Genomic DNA, 12,931 nt, shown 5'->3' on the forward strand with positions numbered 1-12,931 from the left:
GCAAGCGACACGCTGCCCGAGGTCTCGATCCGGTGATCCGTCGTCGTACTCAACAGGTGACTCCTTCGGGGAAGATCACACCTGATTCATGACACTCCCATGACACTCCCTCGTCGCAACACGTGGTCGGTTGTGTTAGGCGGCGAGTAGTTTATGCAGGCGCTCGGCTGGGGTTTCCCAGCCGAGCGTTTTGCGTGGTCGGCCGTTGAGTTCGGCGGCGACGGCGTCGAGGTGCTCTCGGCTGTGGACGGACAGGTCGGTGCCCTTGGGGAAGTACTGCCGCAGCAGTTCGTTGGTGTTCTCGTTCGGGCCTCGTTGCCAGGGACTGCCCGGGTCGCAGAAGTAGACCGGGATGTCCGTGGCAAGGCTGAAGGCGTGGTGGGCTGCCATCTCCGAGCCCTGGTCCCATGTCAGCGAGCGCGTCAGATGCGACGGCAGACTCTGCACGGTCTGTGTCAGGGCGTCGCGCATGTGTTCCGCAGTCCGCCCGTCGGGCAGGTGGACGAGCATCACGTAGCGGGTGGCGCGTCCCGATGATGAGGTCGCCTTCCCAGTGGCCGGGCACTGCCCGGTCCTCCGCCTCGGCGGGACGTTCGCTGATCATGACCATCGGGAGGGTGAAGTGCGGCTGCCGACTGGCTGCCTGTCGCTGCGGCCAGCGGCGTGCGCGGCCCGAGCGCGGGGCGCGGGCCACCTCACGTCGCAGCTCACCGCGGCCCTGGACGTAGAGGGCCTGGTAGACAGTCTCGTGAACCACGTGCATCTCCGGCCGGTCGGGGAACTGTGCACGCAGAGCGTTGCAGATCTGCTCCGGGCTCCACCGCAGGGTCAGATGCTGCTGGACGAAGTCCCGTAGCTCGGCGTTCTGCGCGATCTTGCCCACTTTGGGGCGGGGCCGGCGGGCATCGGCGCGGGCCTGGGCTGCGTGGGGACGGTAGTGCCACTGACCACGGGGATCGGTAGTGCGGTTGCGGCAATCTCGCGGCTGACCGTGGACGGGCTTCGGCCCAGCTCGGCGGCGACAGACCGGACGGTGGCCTTCTCCCGCAGCCGGTCGGCGATGTGGATGCGCTCGTCATCGCGCAGATACCGGCCCGACGACGCAGGAGCGGGCGCCCGCTCGGACTGAGCGGGCGCCCGGAACCTGTTCGGGTCCGTCCGGCCGTTGCGCCACTCGCGGCCGGTCCGTTCATTGACGCCCACCAGCCGGGACGCCTCTTTGTTGCTGAAGCACTGTCGCACGAGCCGGAAGTATTCCTCCCGCTCCCGCCGCAACTTCATCGGCCCGTGAGCCTTGCGGACCTTCCGGACTCGAAGTCCATCGCATCCCCTGAACTGGGGCGTTGCGACGACCACTAGAACCCAAGACATACCTGGCGGGGCTTCAGATTTGCGGTCGCTCACTCCGCCGAGACTCAGTAGCGAATAAACGAGTTCTCGAACTCCGCAGATGTACTGGAGATCAGATTCGTATCGAGTTCTCCATTAACCCATCGGAGCAAGAACTCAGTGCATGACAAATCGAAGAATTCCCAGTCCCCATCGTAATCTTGGACTGCAACTCGCCGACCGACCGGAAAGGAGCCTTTTTTAGGCACCACCCAGTAGATGTACTCACCGTCACCGGTGCTTGCCCAGGCAATCAGCCTGTCACTCTCCCGATCAATCTCCGGAGGGATCTCTTCCCCAGCGCCCCAGAGGAGCTCCAGTGCCATTTCCCGATCAACCGCCCAGGATGCAAGATCGTAAGGCTCCCCTTGCCTTCGGGGTGAGTGAATCCAGATATGCCGGTCGAAACTCCCACCTCCGAACGTATCGATCATTTCTCGATAATCATCCGGAAGGAGGGCGCGAAGCTCTACAGGGACGCTGCTCCAGTCCACCTCACCCGGAGCTTGCGGATACGAGACGTTTGCCCATCGCGCCAACTCTGCTACAGACACTTCGGGGTCACCTTTTCCTATTGACGATCGTGACGTCCAGAGAGAATCCTGCGTTTCCACGCGCGGAAAGCGTGACCCCCAAGGGAAGCGGATTACTTCCAGAGTAAATCGGCGTCGCCCTGTACAAAATATTCTCACCGGCTTTGACGGCATCACGAACCTGCAGCTCGAACCCTCGCATCACGGGAGAATTCGCATACGCATGCATCGTGACGAAGTTTCTCTTGTCATTGTTCACCCCTCCCAGCACTGCTGCCAACAGGTGCGCGCGATTGTACCCCTGCCCGCTCTGCCAACCGGCTGGGTCAACCGAAGGATTTGTCTTGCCTCCGATATTGCTAGGAGTAAGCATCGCCTCGACACCTGTAGCGCGCCCATACTGATCCAGATCCCCGTAGGTTGCGTTGCAATTGTGAACGAGTACCGGCGTAGCCCCCGCCAGCACATAGTACGTGTGCTACGCGACCCCTCTCTACCTGCGTTTTCGCAGGTCAAGCGGTGTTCGGCAGTCCGCTGAGGTACGGGTTCGGCCGGGGTTGTTCGTGGTTGTTGCCGTCACTACTGCCGTCAACGGGCTGGATCGTCAGGTAGGCGGGCCGCCTTGTCAGGGTTTGGTGTTCGGGGGCGGTTCTCGGCCAGCGTGCGGCGGGGCTGGGCGGTCTGCGAAGGGTGGTCGGGGGCTTCGCTCCCCGCCAGAGGCATGCCGGCCACCCCCCTCGGTGGGCCGGCGGCGGACGGGAAGGGTCGGCCCCCTGGTCGGCGCTGTGCCTGCGATCCGGCCGTAGGACGGTCGTGGGCGACAACCTGCTCCGCGCCGCGGTAAGGAGTGCTTACTCCACAACTTGCTCTGCCAGGAGCCCCGTTACGGTCGTCCCGGTGCTGGCCGGGCGCCGCTTCCACACCTCTGGGCGATGCCCCGGTTGCCGGGGTGACTCGCACAGCTGCGGCGCCGTTGACCTTCCGAGCGGACGGCGGGCTTGTCGGCGACGGTGGCCAGCCCTGGCGGGCGGAGTGCCGCCTTGAACCTCGAACCTCGTAGAGAAAATCTGAACGCACGCCCCAGGACCGCCCGTGCGACAACGGCGGGTCAGCGGCCGTACTCGCCGTCGCCCGTCTCCAAAGCCTCGACGCGGGCGCGGAGGTCGGCGATCTGCTGAACGGCGTCGGCGAGCGCCCGTTCCAGCGACTCGACGCGGGCCGCCGTCCCGCCGACGGGTGCGGTCGTCTCCGGGGTGTCGAGGGCATCAGCGCCATCGTCGGCATGGTTGTGGTGGGCGACGTAGGCACCCTTGCCGGGGTGGGAGACCGCCCACCCGTCCTGCTTCAGCAGAGTCATGGCCTTCTGCACGGTCAGGCTCGCCGCCCCGAACTCCCGCATCAGCACGGCCTGCGTCGGCAACGCGTCACCCGGCCGCAGCCCACCGGAACGGATCCGCTCACGCAGCGCCTCGGCGATCACCTCGAACGTCAACGGCACCCCGCTGCCCGCCGGCCTGCGCCCACGCCGCCCCACCACCACGCCCGCCACCCTCGCCTTTCCCGTGCCTCTACCAGTGATTTCCGGCCCGTCCAAACCCGGAAACCGGGCCCACACTACCCGCGCCCCACCACCCACCAGAAAGGAATCAGGAAGAATGCACTTGAATGCGCCTGTGAGGCGATGTTAACGTCACGCACCCGCCGGTGATCACCACCGCGCCCCGCCGACCAGACCGCTTGGTCCGGCCGCCTCGCCTCCCTCGTCGTCGGCATTCAGGACACCGACCTGCCCGGCCGACACCACCACCTCGACGGCGGCGGGCCGGTCACCGCTGGAACGCCGCGCCAGGCTCACCGCCAAGCTCGCGAAACTCGCCACCACCGGCCAACTCGCACCCCTCGCACACCAGATAGCCGGACTCGGCGGCTGTACACACCCCATCCGCATCACCGGACACCGCACACGCCTGAACAGTGCGACAGGCGAGGTCCTCGACCACTTCACCTCCAGCCAACTCCCGGCCGGCGAACTACTGATCCGCCGCGCCACCCGCTGCCCCACCTGCTCCACCCTCTACCGCTACGACACCTACCAGCTCATCGCCGCCGGACTACGCGGCGGCAAGACCGTCCCCACCAGCGTCGCCGCCCACCCCCGCGTCTTCACCACCCTCACCGCCCCCGGCTTCGGCCCCGTCCACAACCAACCCGACACCAACCGCTGCCACTGCGGCCAGGTCCACCCCGACAACGACCCGCTCCTCGGCACACCACTCAACCCCGGCCGCTACGACTACACCGGCGCGGTGCTGTGGAACGCCCACGCACCCGCCCTCTGGGCCCGCTTCACCACCCAACTCCGCCGGGAGATAGCGAAGGCGGCGGGCTCACGCAGCGGGTCCTGCGGGGCCACGCCACGCTCTCGTACGCGAAGGTCGCCGAGTACCAGAAACGGGGCCAGGTCCACTTCCACGCCGTCATCCGACTCGACGGCCCCACCGGCCCCACCAGCACCCCGCCCGCCTGGGCCACCACCCAGCTCCTCGACCACGCCGTCCGCGCCGCCGCCACACGCACCCGCGTCGCGCATGAGGGCGAACCGCCGAAGCGACCGCAGGCCGCCAGGCACGTTCCCGCCTACCCGCGTCAAGGCTCAGAGCAGGCAGGGTGGTTGGTGTTCCGGTTCGGGCGCCAGATCGACATCCGACCGATCCGCAGCACGGACTTCACCGGAGGCGGCCCGGTCACCGACCGGCACGTCGCCGCCTACATCGCCAAGTACGCCACCAAAGGCGCCGAAACCATCACCGGCACCCTCGACCACCGACTCCGCCTCCTCGCCGAACTCGCCACCCACGACATCACCGACCACGCCCGCCGCATGATCCACACCGCCTGGCACCTCGCCACCCACCCCAGCACACCAACCTCCGCCTGCGCCAATGGGCCCACATGCTCGGCTTCCGAGGCCACTTCTCCACCCGCACCCGCCACTACTCCACCACCCTCGCCCACCTCCGAGCTGAACGCACCGCCTGGCGAACAGGCCAACCCGGCGCCCAGACCCCAACCCCGCCATCGGCGGCGGAGACTCAGGCCGGTCAGACAGGTGACAGTCCGGACAGTGACCGCACCGGACACTCCACTGACCTGACCGCCGGTCACCTCACCGGTCACAGCGATATCGCCGGTCAGCGCGTGGACTCGGACACGACGCTGGTCATCTCCCACTGGCAGTACGCCGGAACCGGCCTCCTGCCCGAACACGAACACCTCGCCAACCTCCTGACCGCAAATCGGCAGACCCGACGCTCGGAACGCTCCGGTCACCCGGTCGGTCACCCCACTGACCGGCTGACCGGTGCTGTCCGGACGGGGGCCGTCGCATGACCGCCGACACGGAACTCCTCACCGTCCCCCAGGTCATGAAACGCCTCCAACTCGGCCGCACCGCCGTCTACGACCTCCTCCGCACCCGTCAGCTCACCTCCCTCACCCTCGGCCGCGCCCGCCGGATCCCCGCACACGCCCTGACCGACTTCATCACCACCCGCCTCGAACAGGAAGCCGCCGCCTGATGACCACACCCCGCGACACCCCCACCTCGCGCCGCACCCGCGCCAACGGCGACGGAACCGTCTACCAACGCAAGGACAACCGCTGGGAAGCCGCCGGATACGTCCTCGCCCCCGGCAACACCCGCAAACGCATCCGCGTCTACGGCACCACCCGCAAGGAAGCCCTCGCCAAGCGCACCGAGAAAATCGCCAACAGCAACCGCGGCCTCCCCATCCCGTCCATACAGGGCAGCCTGGCCGCATACCTGACGTACTGGCTGGAGAACGTCGCAGTCCACCACCTCCGCGAGAACACCCACACCCGCTACACCACCTGCGTCAACCGCTACCTCAACCCCGGCCTCGGCAAGAAGAAGCTCACCAAACTCACCGCCAAGGACGTCCGCACCTGGCTCAACCAACTCCGAACCACCTGCCAGTGCTGCACCCGCGGCCTCGACGCGGCCCGTGACCAGCCCCGCTGCTGCGCCGCCGCAACGTGCTGCTCCAAGCGGCTCTCCCCGCTGACGCTGGCGTACATCCACTCCGTACTCAAGTCCGCCTTGGAGCACGCCGTCCGCGAGGAGGAGATCCCGCGCAATGTCGCCCGCAACGTCCGAACTGGTACACCACACCCCCGCCGCTTCGAGCCACTCACGGCCGACGAAGCCCGCCAGTTCCTCGCTGCCGCCCGCAACGACCGCCTGTTCGTGCTGTACGAACTCGCCCTCCGCACCGGCCTCCGCAAGGGCGAACTCCTCCGCCTCCAGTGGGAAGACCTCGACCTCGGCGCTGGCACTGCCAGCATCCGCCGTACCCTCCAGCGCACCCAGACCGGCGGGCTGACCGCCCTGCCCACCAAGACCCGCGCGTCCGAACGACGCATCGCCCTCCCCGGTGAGTGCATCCACTCATTCAAGGAACACCGTGAGGTGCAGGAAGGGGAACGAGAGGCAGCAGCAGAGGGCTGGAGGGACAACGGCCTCGTCTTCAGCACGCCGGCAGGAGGGCCGATCGATCCGGCGAACCTCAATCGCAGCTTCCGCGCCCTCCTCGATCGGGCAGGGATCCGCCGCATCCGCTTCCACGACCTACGGCACTCCACCGCCACCCTCCTCCTGGAGCAAGGCGTCGAACTTGTCGTGATCAAAGAACTCCTCGGCCACGCCCACATCGGCGTCACCGCCATCGTCTACGCCCACGTCCGACTCCGGCTCCAACGGGACGCCATCGACAGCCTCAGTGCCGCTCTCGACGGTCCTTCCGACCACGAACCTCACCGCGACGACGGCTACGACCCGCCGCTGTGCGGAACCATCGTCCGCTGACGTTGCCGTCAACTACTGCCGTCAGAGACCTCACGTGCCCCATCAGCTGCGGCTGATGGGGCACTCGGTGTTGCTTTCGCAGCGCCACGCGGTAGACGTTGCACAGGCCGCCACGGCCGGTAGGTGCAGTCCCCTCAGGAAGACAGCTTCAAGTCCGCTCACATGAGAGAGTGATTCCGTGATTGATCCTAAGAAAATTGATCTTCCCGACTTCCTAGTCACCTGGTACGGCGCACCCAGCAAAAGCGCAACGCCACTTCCCGACTCGTGTGACTGGCTTCCCGATCCACTAAAGGAATGGCATACGCTGACTTCGCGGTGGGAGAAGCGACTCACGTTCACAACGACAATGATCCCGCCTGAAAGAATCCAAATTGCCGAGGATGGCAAAGCCATCTTCATGGTGGACGCTACGGGCGACTGGCGCTGGTGCATCGACCCCGATGACCCGGACGGTGTTTTCGATGCTGAGCGATATGAGCCCTGGGAAAGGAACCCGGAGCAGCTTACTGAATTTCTCGTACACAATACCGTAAGGGAAGTTATCTACGGCGCCGCCGTCAGACTCAGGGCACTGGCTGTTCCTGAGGAGACACTCACAGAAATCCTCGCCCCCATGGAACAAGTTGCGTTCGGCGTTTGGGAATGGCCAGCGCCGGGCTACCGGATGTTCATGGAGGGCGCCGTGCTCGCGGAGACAGTCAAGGCCGACTCTGGCCCAGGCTGGGATGTGGAAGTGGTCACATCGGAATTCGACCGAATCGCCCACCTCGAAAGAATGACTGAAGTGCACTGGCGAAGGTAGGCGGCAGAGCAGAATTTTGCACAAAAATGAGGCAGGGGCCACAGAATGTGACCCCTGCCTCATTTTCTTAAATTGTCAGTTAGCGTTGCCGACGTAGGGTCTTGATCGGAATATAGTTCCGTCCAACTGCCTGAATATAACCGTCAGGGAAGCACCTGACGGCAACATGTCCTCCAGGGTTCCAGCACAGGCTCCGCAAACTTCTCGCACAGCATCCGGGTCCCGGAAGTGGATATAAAGAGTTGAATTCCGCATACCGGGATTCTGGCGCATGAGCGCCGCAGCCTGGGCCTCCAGGTGATGCTTGAACCCTGACCTGGTTCCAGGTGCGGCATTTCCATCAACGCTTGGGTGGATGTTCCTACCCCCCGAGGAAAGGGATCAGAGAACCACCCGCCCTCATCCGAACGCAGAGCGCCGGTGGCACCCCCGGGGCGATCAAAGTGGTCGCCCGCCCGCTCTGCGGCAGCAAGTCCAGCCTCGTTGCAGTTGTGAACGAGTACCGGTGTGGCCCCCGCCAGCACATAGTACGTGTGCTACGCGGGACCCCTCTACCTGCTTTTTCGCTGGTCAGGGTGGGTTTTGCGTTCCGCTGGCGTCCGTGGTTGTGCGTGGAAATCCGTGGGTGTTGCCGTCGCTACTGCCGTCAAGGGTGCTGACGGCGGGGGCGTTCACTGCCAGGCGCCGGGTTCGGCGCGGGGGGTGGCGGGGGTGGTGCGGTGGTAGAAGTCGTGGCTGGTCTGGGCGCAGTGCTCGGCGATCCAGCGGGTCAGTTCGCCCTCCGTGTGGAGTTCGCCGGAGGTGGCGCCGCAGTCGTGGTCTTCGCCGGTGACGCAGACGGCCTCGAAGGTGGGCAGGGTCATGGGGTCCACGACGGCGGTCACGTGGTATTCGCGGAAGCGGTAGTGCTTGCGGGCCGGCGTGCCGGTGATTGCCGGGTCAGGCATGCTCGGCCGCCTCTTCCTGCGGGTCGGGGATGCGCTGCCCTCGCGATTCGGCCACCCGGAGCGCGTCGGTGAGGGCTTCGGTCAGTCGGGAGGCGAGCCAGCGGTACTCGGTGGCCGACAGAGCTCGTGCGCAGGGGGCCAGGGCTTCGCGGGCGCGTTCAAGCAGTTCTTCGCCCATGCTGAGTTGGACGGCTTCGATGCTGTCGGCGAGTGTGGACAGGTAGCCCCTGCCGTCGGTGCTGAGGTAGCAGGGGTTCCCGTCGGGGGTGGTCCAGGGAAGTAAGCGGGGGCCGGCCACACCCGTCGCCGCGTCGTACAATTCCCTGCGCCGCATGCGGTCCGCGTCGCTCCTGGAACTGCTCACCGTGCACTCCTGGCCTGGGTCGCTGATAGGGACACGGTGACCGTAGGAGCTGACTGACCGTCACTCCACGTATGGACCAGGGCAGTTTGCGACGCAGAGTGTGGTGCTGCGCTGCGTGGTAGCTATCCGACGACGCCCAGGTAGGAGGCCATGTCGCGCATCTCGGCGGTGAGGGTCCGCTTGCGCTTCTTCAGGATCTCCTGCATGGTCTCGGCGGCCACGTGCTGATGCTGGAGCCACTGGGGGGATGCTCGGCGGACCCCGGTCAGCTCGTCCATGGCTGCGGTCAGGTCGCCGGTGCGGGTGTGGGCGCGTGCTACGTCCATGCGGTGGCGGTTCCAGTTGTCGTCACTCGGCCGCCCGGTGCTCTTCCACGCCTTGGGCGTCAGCGCGTCCTCGCCGACCTTGCGGACGACGGTACGCGCGTCGCCCACGACCATGGCATCCTCCACGCCCTTCATGCCGACGGTCAGCGGGCCGAAGGTCGTCCAGTGCCGGAAGAACGAGCCGGTGTGCTCCCGTCCTACCGCTGATGCCGCCGTGGTGGCCACGCGGTGGTAGTGGCGGGCCTCCTGGGGGCGGTTGTTTCGGCCTGCGGCAGCCGCAGCCCGTAGTGCCAGCCAGCCCCACGCCGCGCATTCGTCGGGGGTCGCTCTGGACAGCCTCGGCTCGATCATGTCGGCGGTCTGGGCGGCGAGGGTTTCCGCCTCGTCCAGTCGGCCCTGGCGTAGGAGCAGCCAACACATGCCGATCACGCCGGATGCTGCGGTGAGGGTGTCTGCGGCACGCCGAGCGTCGGTGATTGCCCCGGCCAGGGCGGCGTAGCCGAGGTCGTACTGCCGGACCTGCGTCAGGTACCGTCCGGCCAGTTGCAGGGCTTCGGCTCGGGCCAGAAGCGCCTGGCGGTGTTCCTCGCCGTTGTCGTAGTAGGCGACCGCGCTGTTGGCGTCTCGTAGGAGTGCGGGGAGTTGGGAGGCGACGCTCTTGTAGCTGTCGGAACGGTACAGCACCGCGCCGTCGTGCACCGCCCGGCGGAAGCGGCGTACGTTCGGCTCTTCCTCGTCGGCCTCGCCGCCCGCATCGGCCAGCCCGACCGGCGGGGTCAGAGCGGCCCGCAGCTCGATGAGGTTGACGCGGTTCCTGTCCTCGGTTCGGCGCACCGGTTGCGGAGCGTCCGGAGCCAGCAGCGTTGCCGTAGTCACCTCCAGTGCGCGGGCGAGGATGTGCAGCGTCTCCACGCGGACCGTTCCGCCCTGCTCCACGTTGCGCACTGTTCCCGGCGACACGCCTGCGGCGTGGGCCAGTTCCTCCTGGCTCATCCCGGCCCGACGCCGCTACTTGCGGACGTTGTCCGCCAGCTCCGTGAGTTCCGTAGCCATCCGCTCACCACCTCCAGCGCCACAGTACGCCGGACGGACGCATCAGCCGATGGCTATCCGGCAGATACCCGCCGCAGAGCGATCACCACCCCCGCGCAGGGCCGGCCTCCGGCAGAACCGCCGCCTGAGCGGAAGGGGTCCCTCGTCGGTCGGGCAGCTTCGCCGGACCAGGTTCTCCGGGGGCCGCCAAGGCTCACTTCGTGACGCGTGCGCTCGGCCTTGGCGGCCCCCGGGGGTTCCTGGTACGCCTCCGGTGACCGGGCGACGAGGGACCCCACCCGCGCCCCGCGACTACTCACCACGACGAAGCCGCACCCGCACGTGGCGCCCCCTGCCCCTCGGAGGGAGGGCCGGGGTCTGGGGCAGAGCCCCAGGTGACTTCGCTGTACGACTGTTGCGCGCCCGGACCGGCGGGGCCGACGGCGAGCGGGGCGGAGACAGGAGCGGGCGGCGGCCTCGCAGGGCCGGAGCGCGCGCGGGCCGCGCCAGCGGGCCGCCTTGATCAAGTGAAGAAACTCTGAACAGCTCCGACGCCCTCTCGTGGCTGGCTCGCTCTGGGCTGCTTCGGCTGTCGGAACCGCCATGGTCGCAGGGCCTATTCGGGGCGGAGCTTGTCTTTGAGCCTCTGTAGCCTTGCATCGTCTTCGGGCGTGCGTTCGCTGCGCAGTCGCTCCCGACGGTTCTGGTCCGCGACCATGAGGTTGAGCCTGGCCTTGATCGCTTCGACGTTGGCCAGTGCTGCTTCCAGTTCCGTCCGCGTCTGCTGAATCTCGGGCCAGCATCCGCCGCACCCTCCAACGCACCAACTCCGGCGGCCTAACCGCCCTGCCCACCTAGACCTAGATCTCGGAACGGCGCATAGCGCTGCCCACCGAGTGCCTGCGCTCTCTCGAACAGCACCGTGACCGGCAGCGCCAGGAGCGCGAAGCGGCGGGACAGGCTGGAAGGCGAACAGCTACGTCTTCACCCGGCCCGACGGCAACCCGATCGAGGGCGCCACCCTCACCCGGCACTTCAACACACTGCTCCGCCGGGCCACTCTCCGCCGCATTCGTTTCCGCGACCTCCGGCACTCGGCGGCGACCCTGCTCCTGGAGCAGGGCGTCGAGCTCGTCGTGATCAGGGAATTGTTGGGTCCCGCCCGCATCGGCGTGACCGCCACGGTGTACGCCCACATGCGGCTCCGCCTCCAGCGCGACGCCATCGACCTCCTCAGCAACGCCCTCCGCAACCCCGCCACACCCGCCGCCCGACCCGACCCGACGACGGCGACGAACCACCGCTTTGTGCAGCACCCGTCCGCTGACGTTGCCGTCAACTACTGCCGTCAGACACCCCAGAAGCCCCACCGGAAACAAATCCGGCGGGGCCTCTGAATTATTGGATCTTAAGCTATTTGCAGGCTTTCTAATCCATGAATTTCTGAAATCAAGTGCGCTTCATGAGGAGTCGTCCATTCCATCCATACTCCACAGTCTCACGAGCGGGCGGTTTGCCAGCACCATGAAGTCGATCGCTTCTGGCAGAGAATCTCCAAGATGCCAGACCACCCCCGGAGCCGAAGCAACAACGAGACCTTCGGAGCTGAAATAGACATGGGATCTGCACAACCACCAGCCGAGCGGGCAGAATGGCACTTTAAACCATTCCTCCAGATCCCTGGCCTCCTTCAGACGCCTAACGCCTACACCAATGGGATCAACGATTAGGGGTTCATCATTTCGGAAGCCGATTCCCTCCTCGACAACTGGATTGAGAGTCAATCCACTCAAAGAGCTCAAGACTTCAGCCATGCGTTCGTTGATCTCGTAACCAGCGCCCGTCAGACGCTCGATCACGGGGGAGACGTCCACCTGCCGGTCCTCCGACCAGCCCTTCGCCTCCAAGGCCGAGCGAGATTCGGGTTGCAGCGGGATCCTCACGTAGACCTCAGCCTCCCGTAATCTGAATCAGTCTTGAATTCAAGACTCTGCGACATCCAGGACAAGGGCTTGCAAGGGCCCCATGTTCGCCCATTTCAGTGTCACTGACGAACACAGTAGTCATCTGACCTCCATTAAGCGCCGCCGGCCCCTCTGCCTTGTAAGCGTTGGCCAGGCACTTCATCTCCGAGCAGACAAAGGCGGGGTGGTCATTCTCCCGAATAATATCCTTCAACCCCTCGGGGAGTTCCACATATTCGGCATTGTGAGCCTGATACATCTGCCCACTCGGGGAACGGAACTCAGAAGCGAAGTCCGCTCCATGCATCTCACCTGCATCAGCGGTGTTAGCGAGCGCCGGAGACACGACGCCACAAGTACCGCCATCGGTGTTATGCACCAAGATCGGCGTGGTTCCCGCCAGCACATAGTACGTGTGGAGGTCACTGACGGTGAGGTTGTAGACCGTTTCGTCGGGGGCCGTCCAGTGTTCGACCGCTGTGATCTGGACGAGGGTGCCGGCGCCGGTGCGGAGCCACTGGCCTGGGCGGAGGTCGGTGGCGTCGATCCATTCGGCGAGTTCGGGGACCCAGAAGGGGTGGCCGTCCGTCGCCGTTACCCCGGCTGTTGCGATGCCCTTCTCGCCGTCGGTGTCGATGACGACCTTGACCAGGTGCTTCAGACCCTGGCCCTTGATCTCCGCGGTG

The 12,931-nt window shown here is 66.1% G+C and carries 13 protein-coding genes and 3 pseudogenes; 5 read left to right on the top strand and 11 right to left on the bottom strand.

Annotated features, from left to right (window positions below):
* Positions 1-135: 135 nt before the first annotated feature.
* The 5 genes and pseudogenes from PV679_RS35085 to PV679_RS35105 form a co-directional block, all read right to left on the bottom strand.
* Positions 136-1,281 (bottom strand): annotated as a pseudogene (locus PV679_RS35085) (IS30 family transposase).
* 134 nt (positions 1,282-1,415) lie between these two features.
* Positions 1,416-1,943: an SMI1/KNR4 family protein gene (locus tag PV679_RS35090; RefSeq protein ID WP_319685299.1), complete on the bottom strand. Its 528-nt coding sequence runs from the start codon at positions 1,941-1,943 to the stop codon at positions 1,416-1,418.
* Between the two features lie 7 nt (positions 1,944-1,950).
* Positions 1,951-2,388, bottom strand: coding sequence for a DNA/RNA non-specific endonuclease (locus PV679_RS35095; RefSeq protein ID WP_319685301.1), 438 nt, complete (start codon positions 2,386-2,388; stop codon positions 1,951-1,953).
* 642 nt (positions 2,389-3,030) lie between these two features.
* Positions 3,031-3,420, bottom strand: coding sequence for a winged helix-turn-helix domain-containing protein (locus tag PV679_RS35100; protein ID WP_319685320.1), 390 nt, complete (start codon positions 3,418-3,420; stop codon positions 3,031-3,033).
* A gap of 210 nt (positions 3,421-3,630) precedes the next feature.
* Complete coding sequence (locus tag PV679_RS35105; protein ID WP_319685303.1) at positions 3,631-3,783, bottom strand: hypothetical protein; 153 nt, start codon at positions 3,781-3,783, stop codon at positions 3,631-3,633.
* An 85-nt stretch (positions 3,784-3,868) separates the two neighbouring features.
* Between PV679_RS35105 and PV679_RS35110 the strand changes: the two are divergent.
* From PV679_RS35110 to PV679_RS35125, 4 genes and pseudogenes are all read left to right on the top strand, one after another.
* Positions 3,869-5,144 (top strand): annotated as a pseudogene (locus tag PV679_RS35110) (replication initiator); the annotation flags it as partial.
* A 164-nt stretch (positions 5,145-5,308) separates the two neighbouring features.
* Entirely contained in the window at positions 5,309-5,500 is a 192-nt protein-coding gene (locus tag PV679_RS35115; protein WP_319685305.1) for a helix-turn-helix domain-containing protein, read from the top strand.
* Entirely contained in the window at positions 5,500-6,807 is a 1,308-nt protein-coding gene (locus PV679_RS35120) for a site-specific integrase (RefSeq protein ID WP_319685307.1), read from the top strand. The genes PV679_RS35115 and PV679_RS35120 overlap by 1 nt, the downstream gene beginning before the upstream one ends.
* A gap of 178 nt (positions 6,808-6,985) precedes the next feature.
* Positions 6,986-7,612: a hypothetical protein gene (locus tag PV679_RS35125; RefSeq protein WP_319685309.1), complete on the top strand. Its 627-nt coding sequence runs from the start codon at positions 6,986-6,988 to the stop codon at positions 7,610-7,612.
* Positions 7,613-7,687: 75 nt separating this feature from the next.
* On the opposite strand, the gene PV679_RS36310 is transcribed toward PV679_RS35125, so the two are convergent.
* The 4 genes from PV679_RS36310 to PV679_RS35140 form a co-directional block, all read right to left on the bottom strand.
* On the bottom strand, positions 7,688-7,969 hold the full coding sequence (locus tag PV679_RS36310; protein WP_416069868.1) for a DddA-like double-stranded DNA deaminase toxin: 282 nt from the start codon (positions 7,967-7,969) through the stop codon (positions 7,688-7,690).
* Positions 7,970-8,283: 314 nt separating this feature from the next.
* Positions 8,284-8,559: a hypothetical protein gene (locus PV679_RS35130; protein ID WP_319685311.1), complete on the bottom strand. Its 276-nt coding sequence runs from the start codon at positions 8,557-8,559 to the stop codon at positions 8,284-8,286.
* Positions 8,552-8,923, bottom strand: coding sequence for a hypothetical protein (locus PV679_RS35135; protein WP_319685313.1), 372 nt, complete (start codon positions 8,921-8,923; stop codon positions 8,552-8,554). The genes PV679_RS35130 and PV679_RS35135 overlap by 8 nt, the downstream gene beginning before the upstream one ends.
* A 122-nt stretch (positions 8,924-9,045) precedes the next feature.
* Positions 9,046-10,242: a helix-turn-helix transcriptional regulator gene (locus tag PV679_RS35140; protein ID WP_319685315.1), complete on the bottom strand. Its 1,197-nt coding sequence runs from the start codon at positions 10,240-10,242 to the stop codon at positions 9,046-9,048.
* 834 nt (positions 10,243-11,076) lie between these two features.
* On the opposite strand from PV679_RS35140, the pseudogene PV679_RS35145 reads away from it, so the two are divergent.
* A pseudogene (locus tag PV679_RS35145) lies at positions 11,077-11,546 on the top strand (tyrosine-type recombinase/integrase); the annotation flags it as partial.
* A 195-nt stretch (positions 11,547-11,741) separates the two neighbouring features.
* Here the strand turns inward: PV679_RS35145 and PV679_RS35150 are convergent.
* Together PV679_RS35150 and PV679_RS35155 are read right to left on the bottom strand one after the other, a co-directional pair.
* Complete coding sequence (locus tag PV679_RS35150; RefSeq protein WP_319685316.1) at positions 11,742-12,224, bottom strand: SUKH-3 domain-containing protein; 483 nt, start codon at positions 12,222-12,224, stop codon at positions 11,742-11,744.
* A gap of 7 nt (positions 12,225-12,231) precedes the next feature.
* Positions 12,232-12,931 (bottom strand): Hint domain-containing protein (locus tag PV679_RS35155; RefSeq protein WP_319685318.1); only part of this gene is annotated, 700 nt, incomplete at its 5' end.

It is taken from the genome of Streptomyces sp. AK02-01A, from assembly GCF_033795305.1.
Taxonomy (GTDB): domain Bacteria; phylum Actinomycetota; class Actinomycetes; order Streptomycetales; family Streptomycetaceae; genus Streptomyces.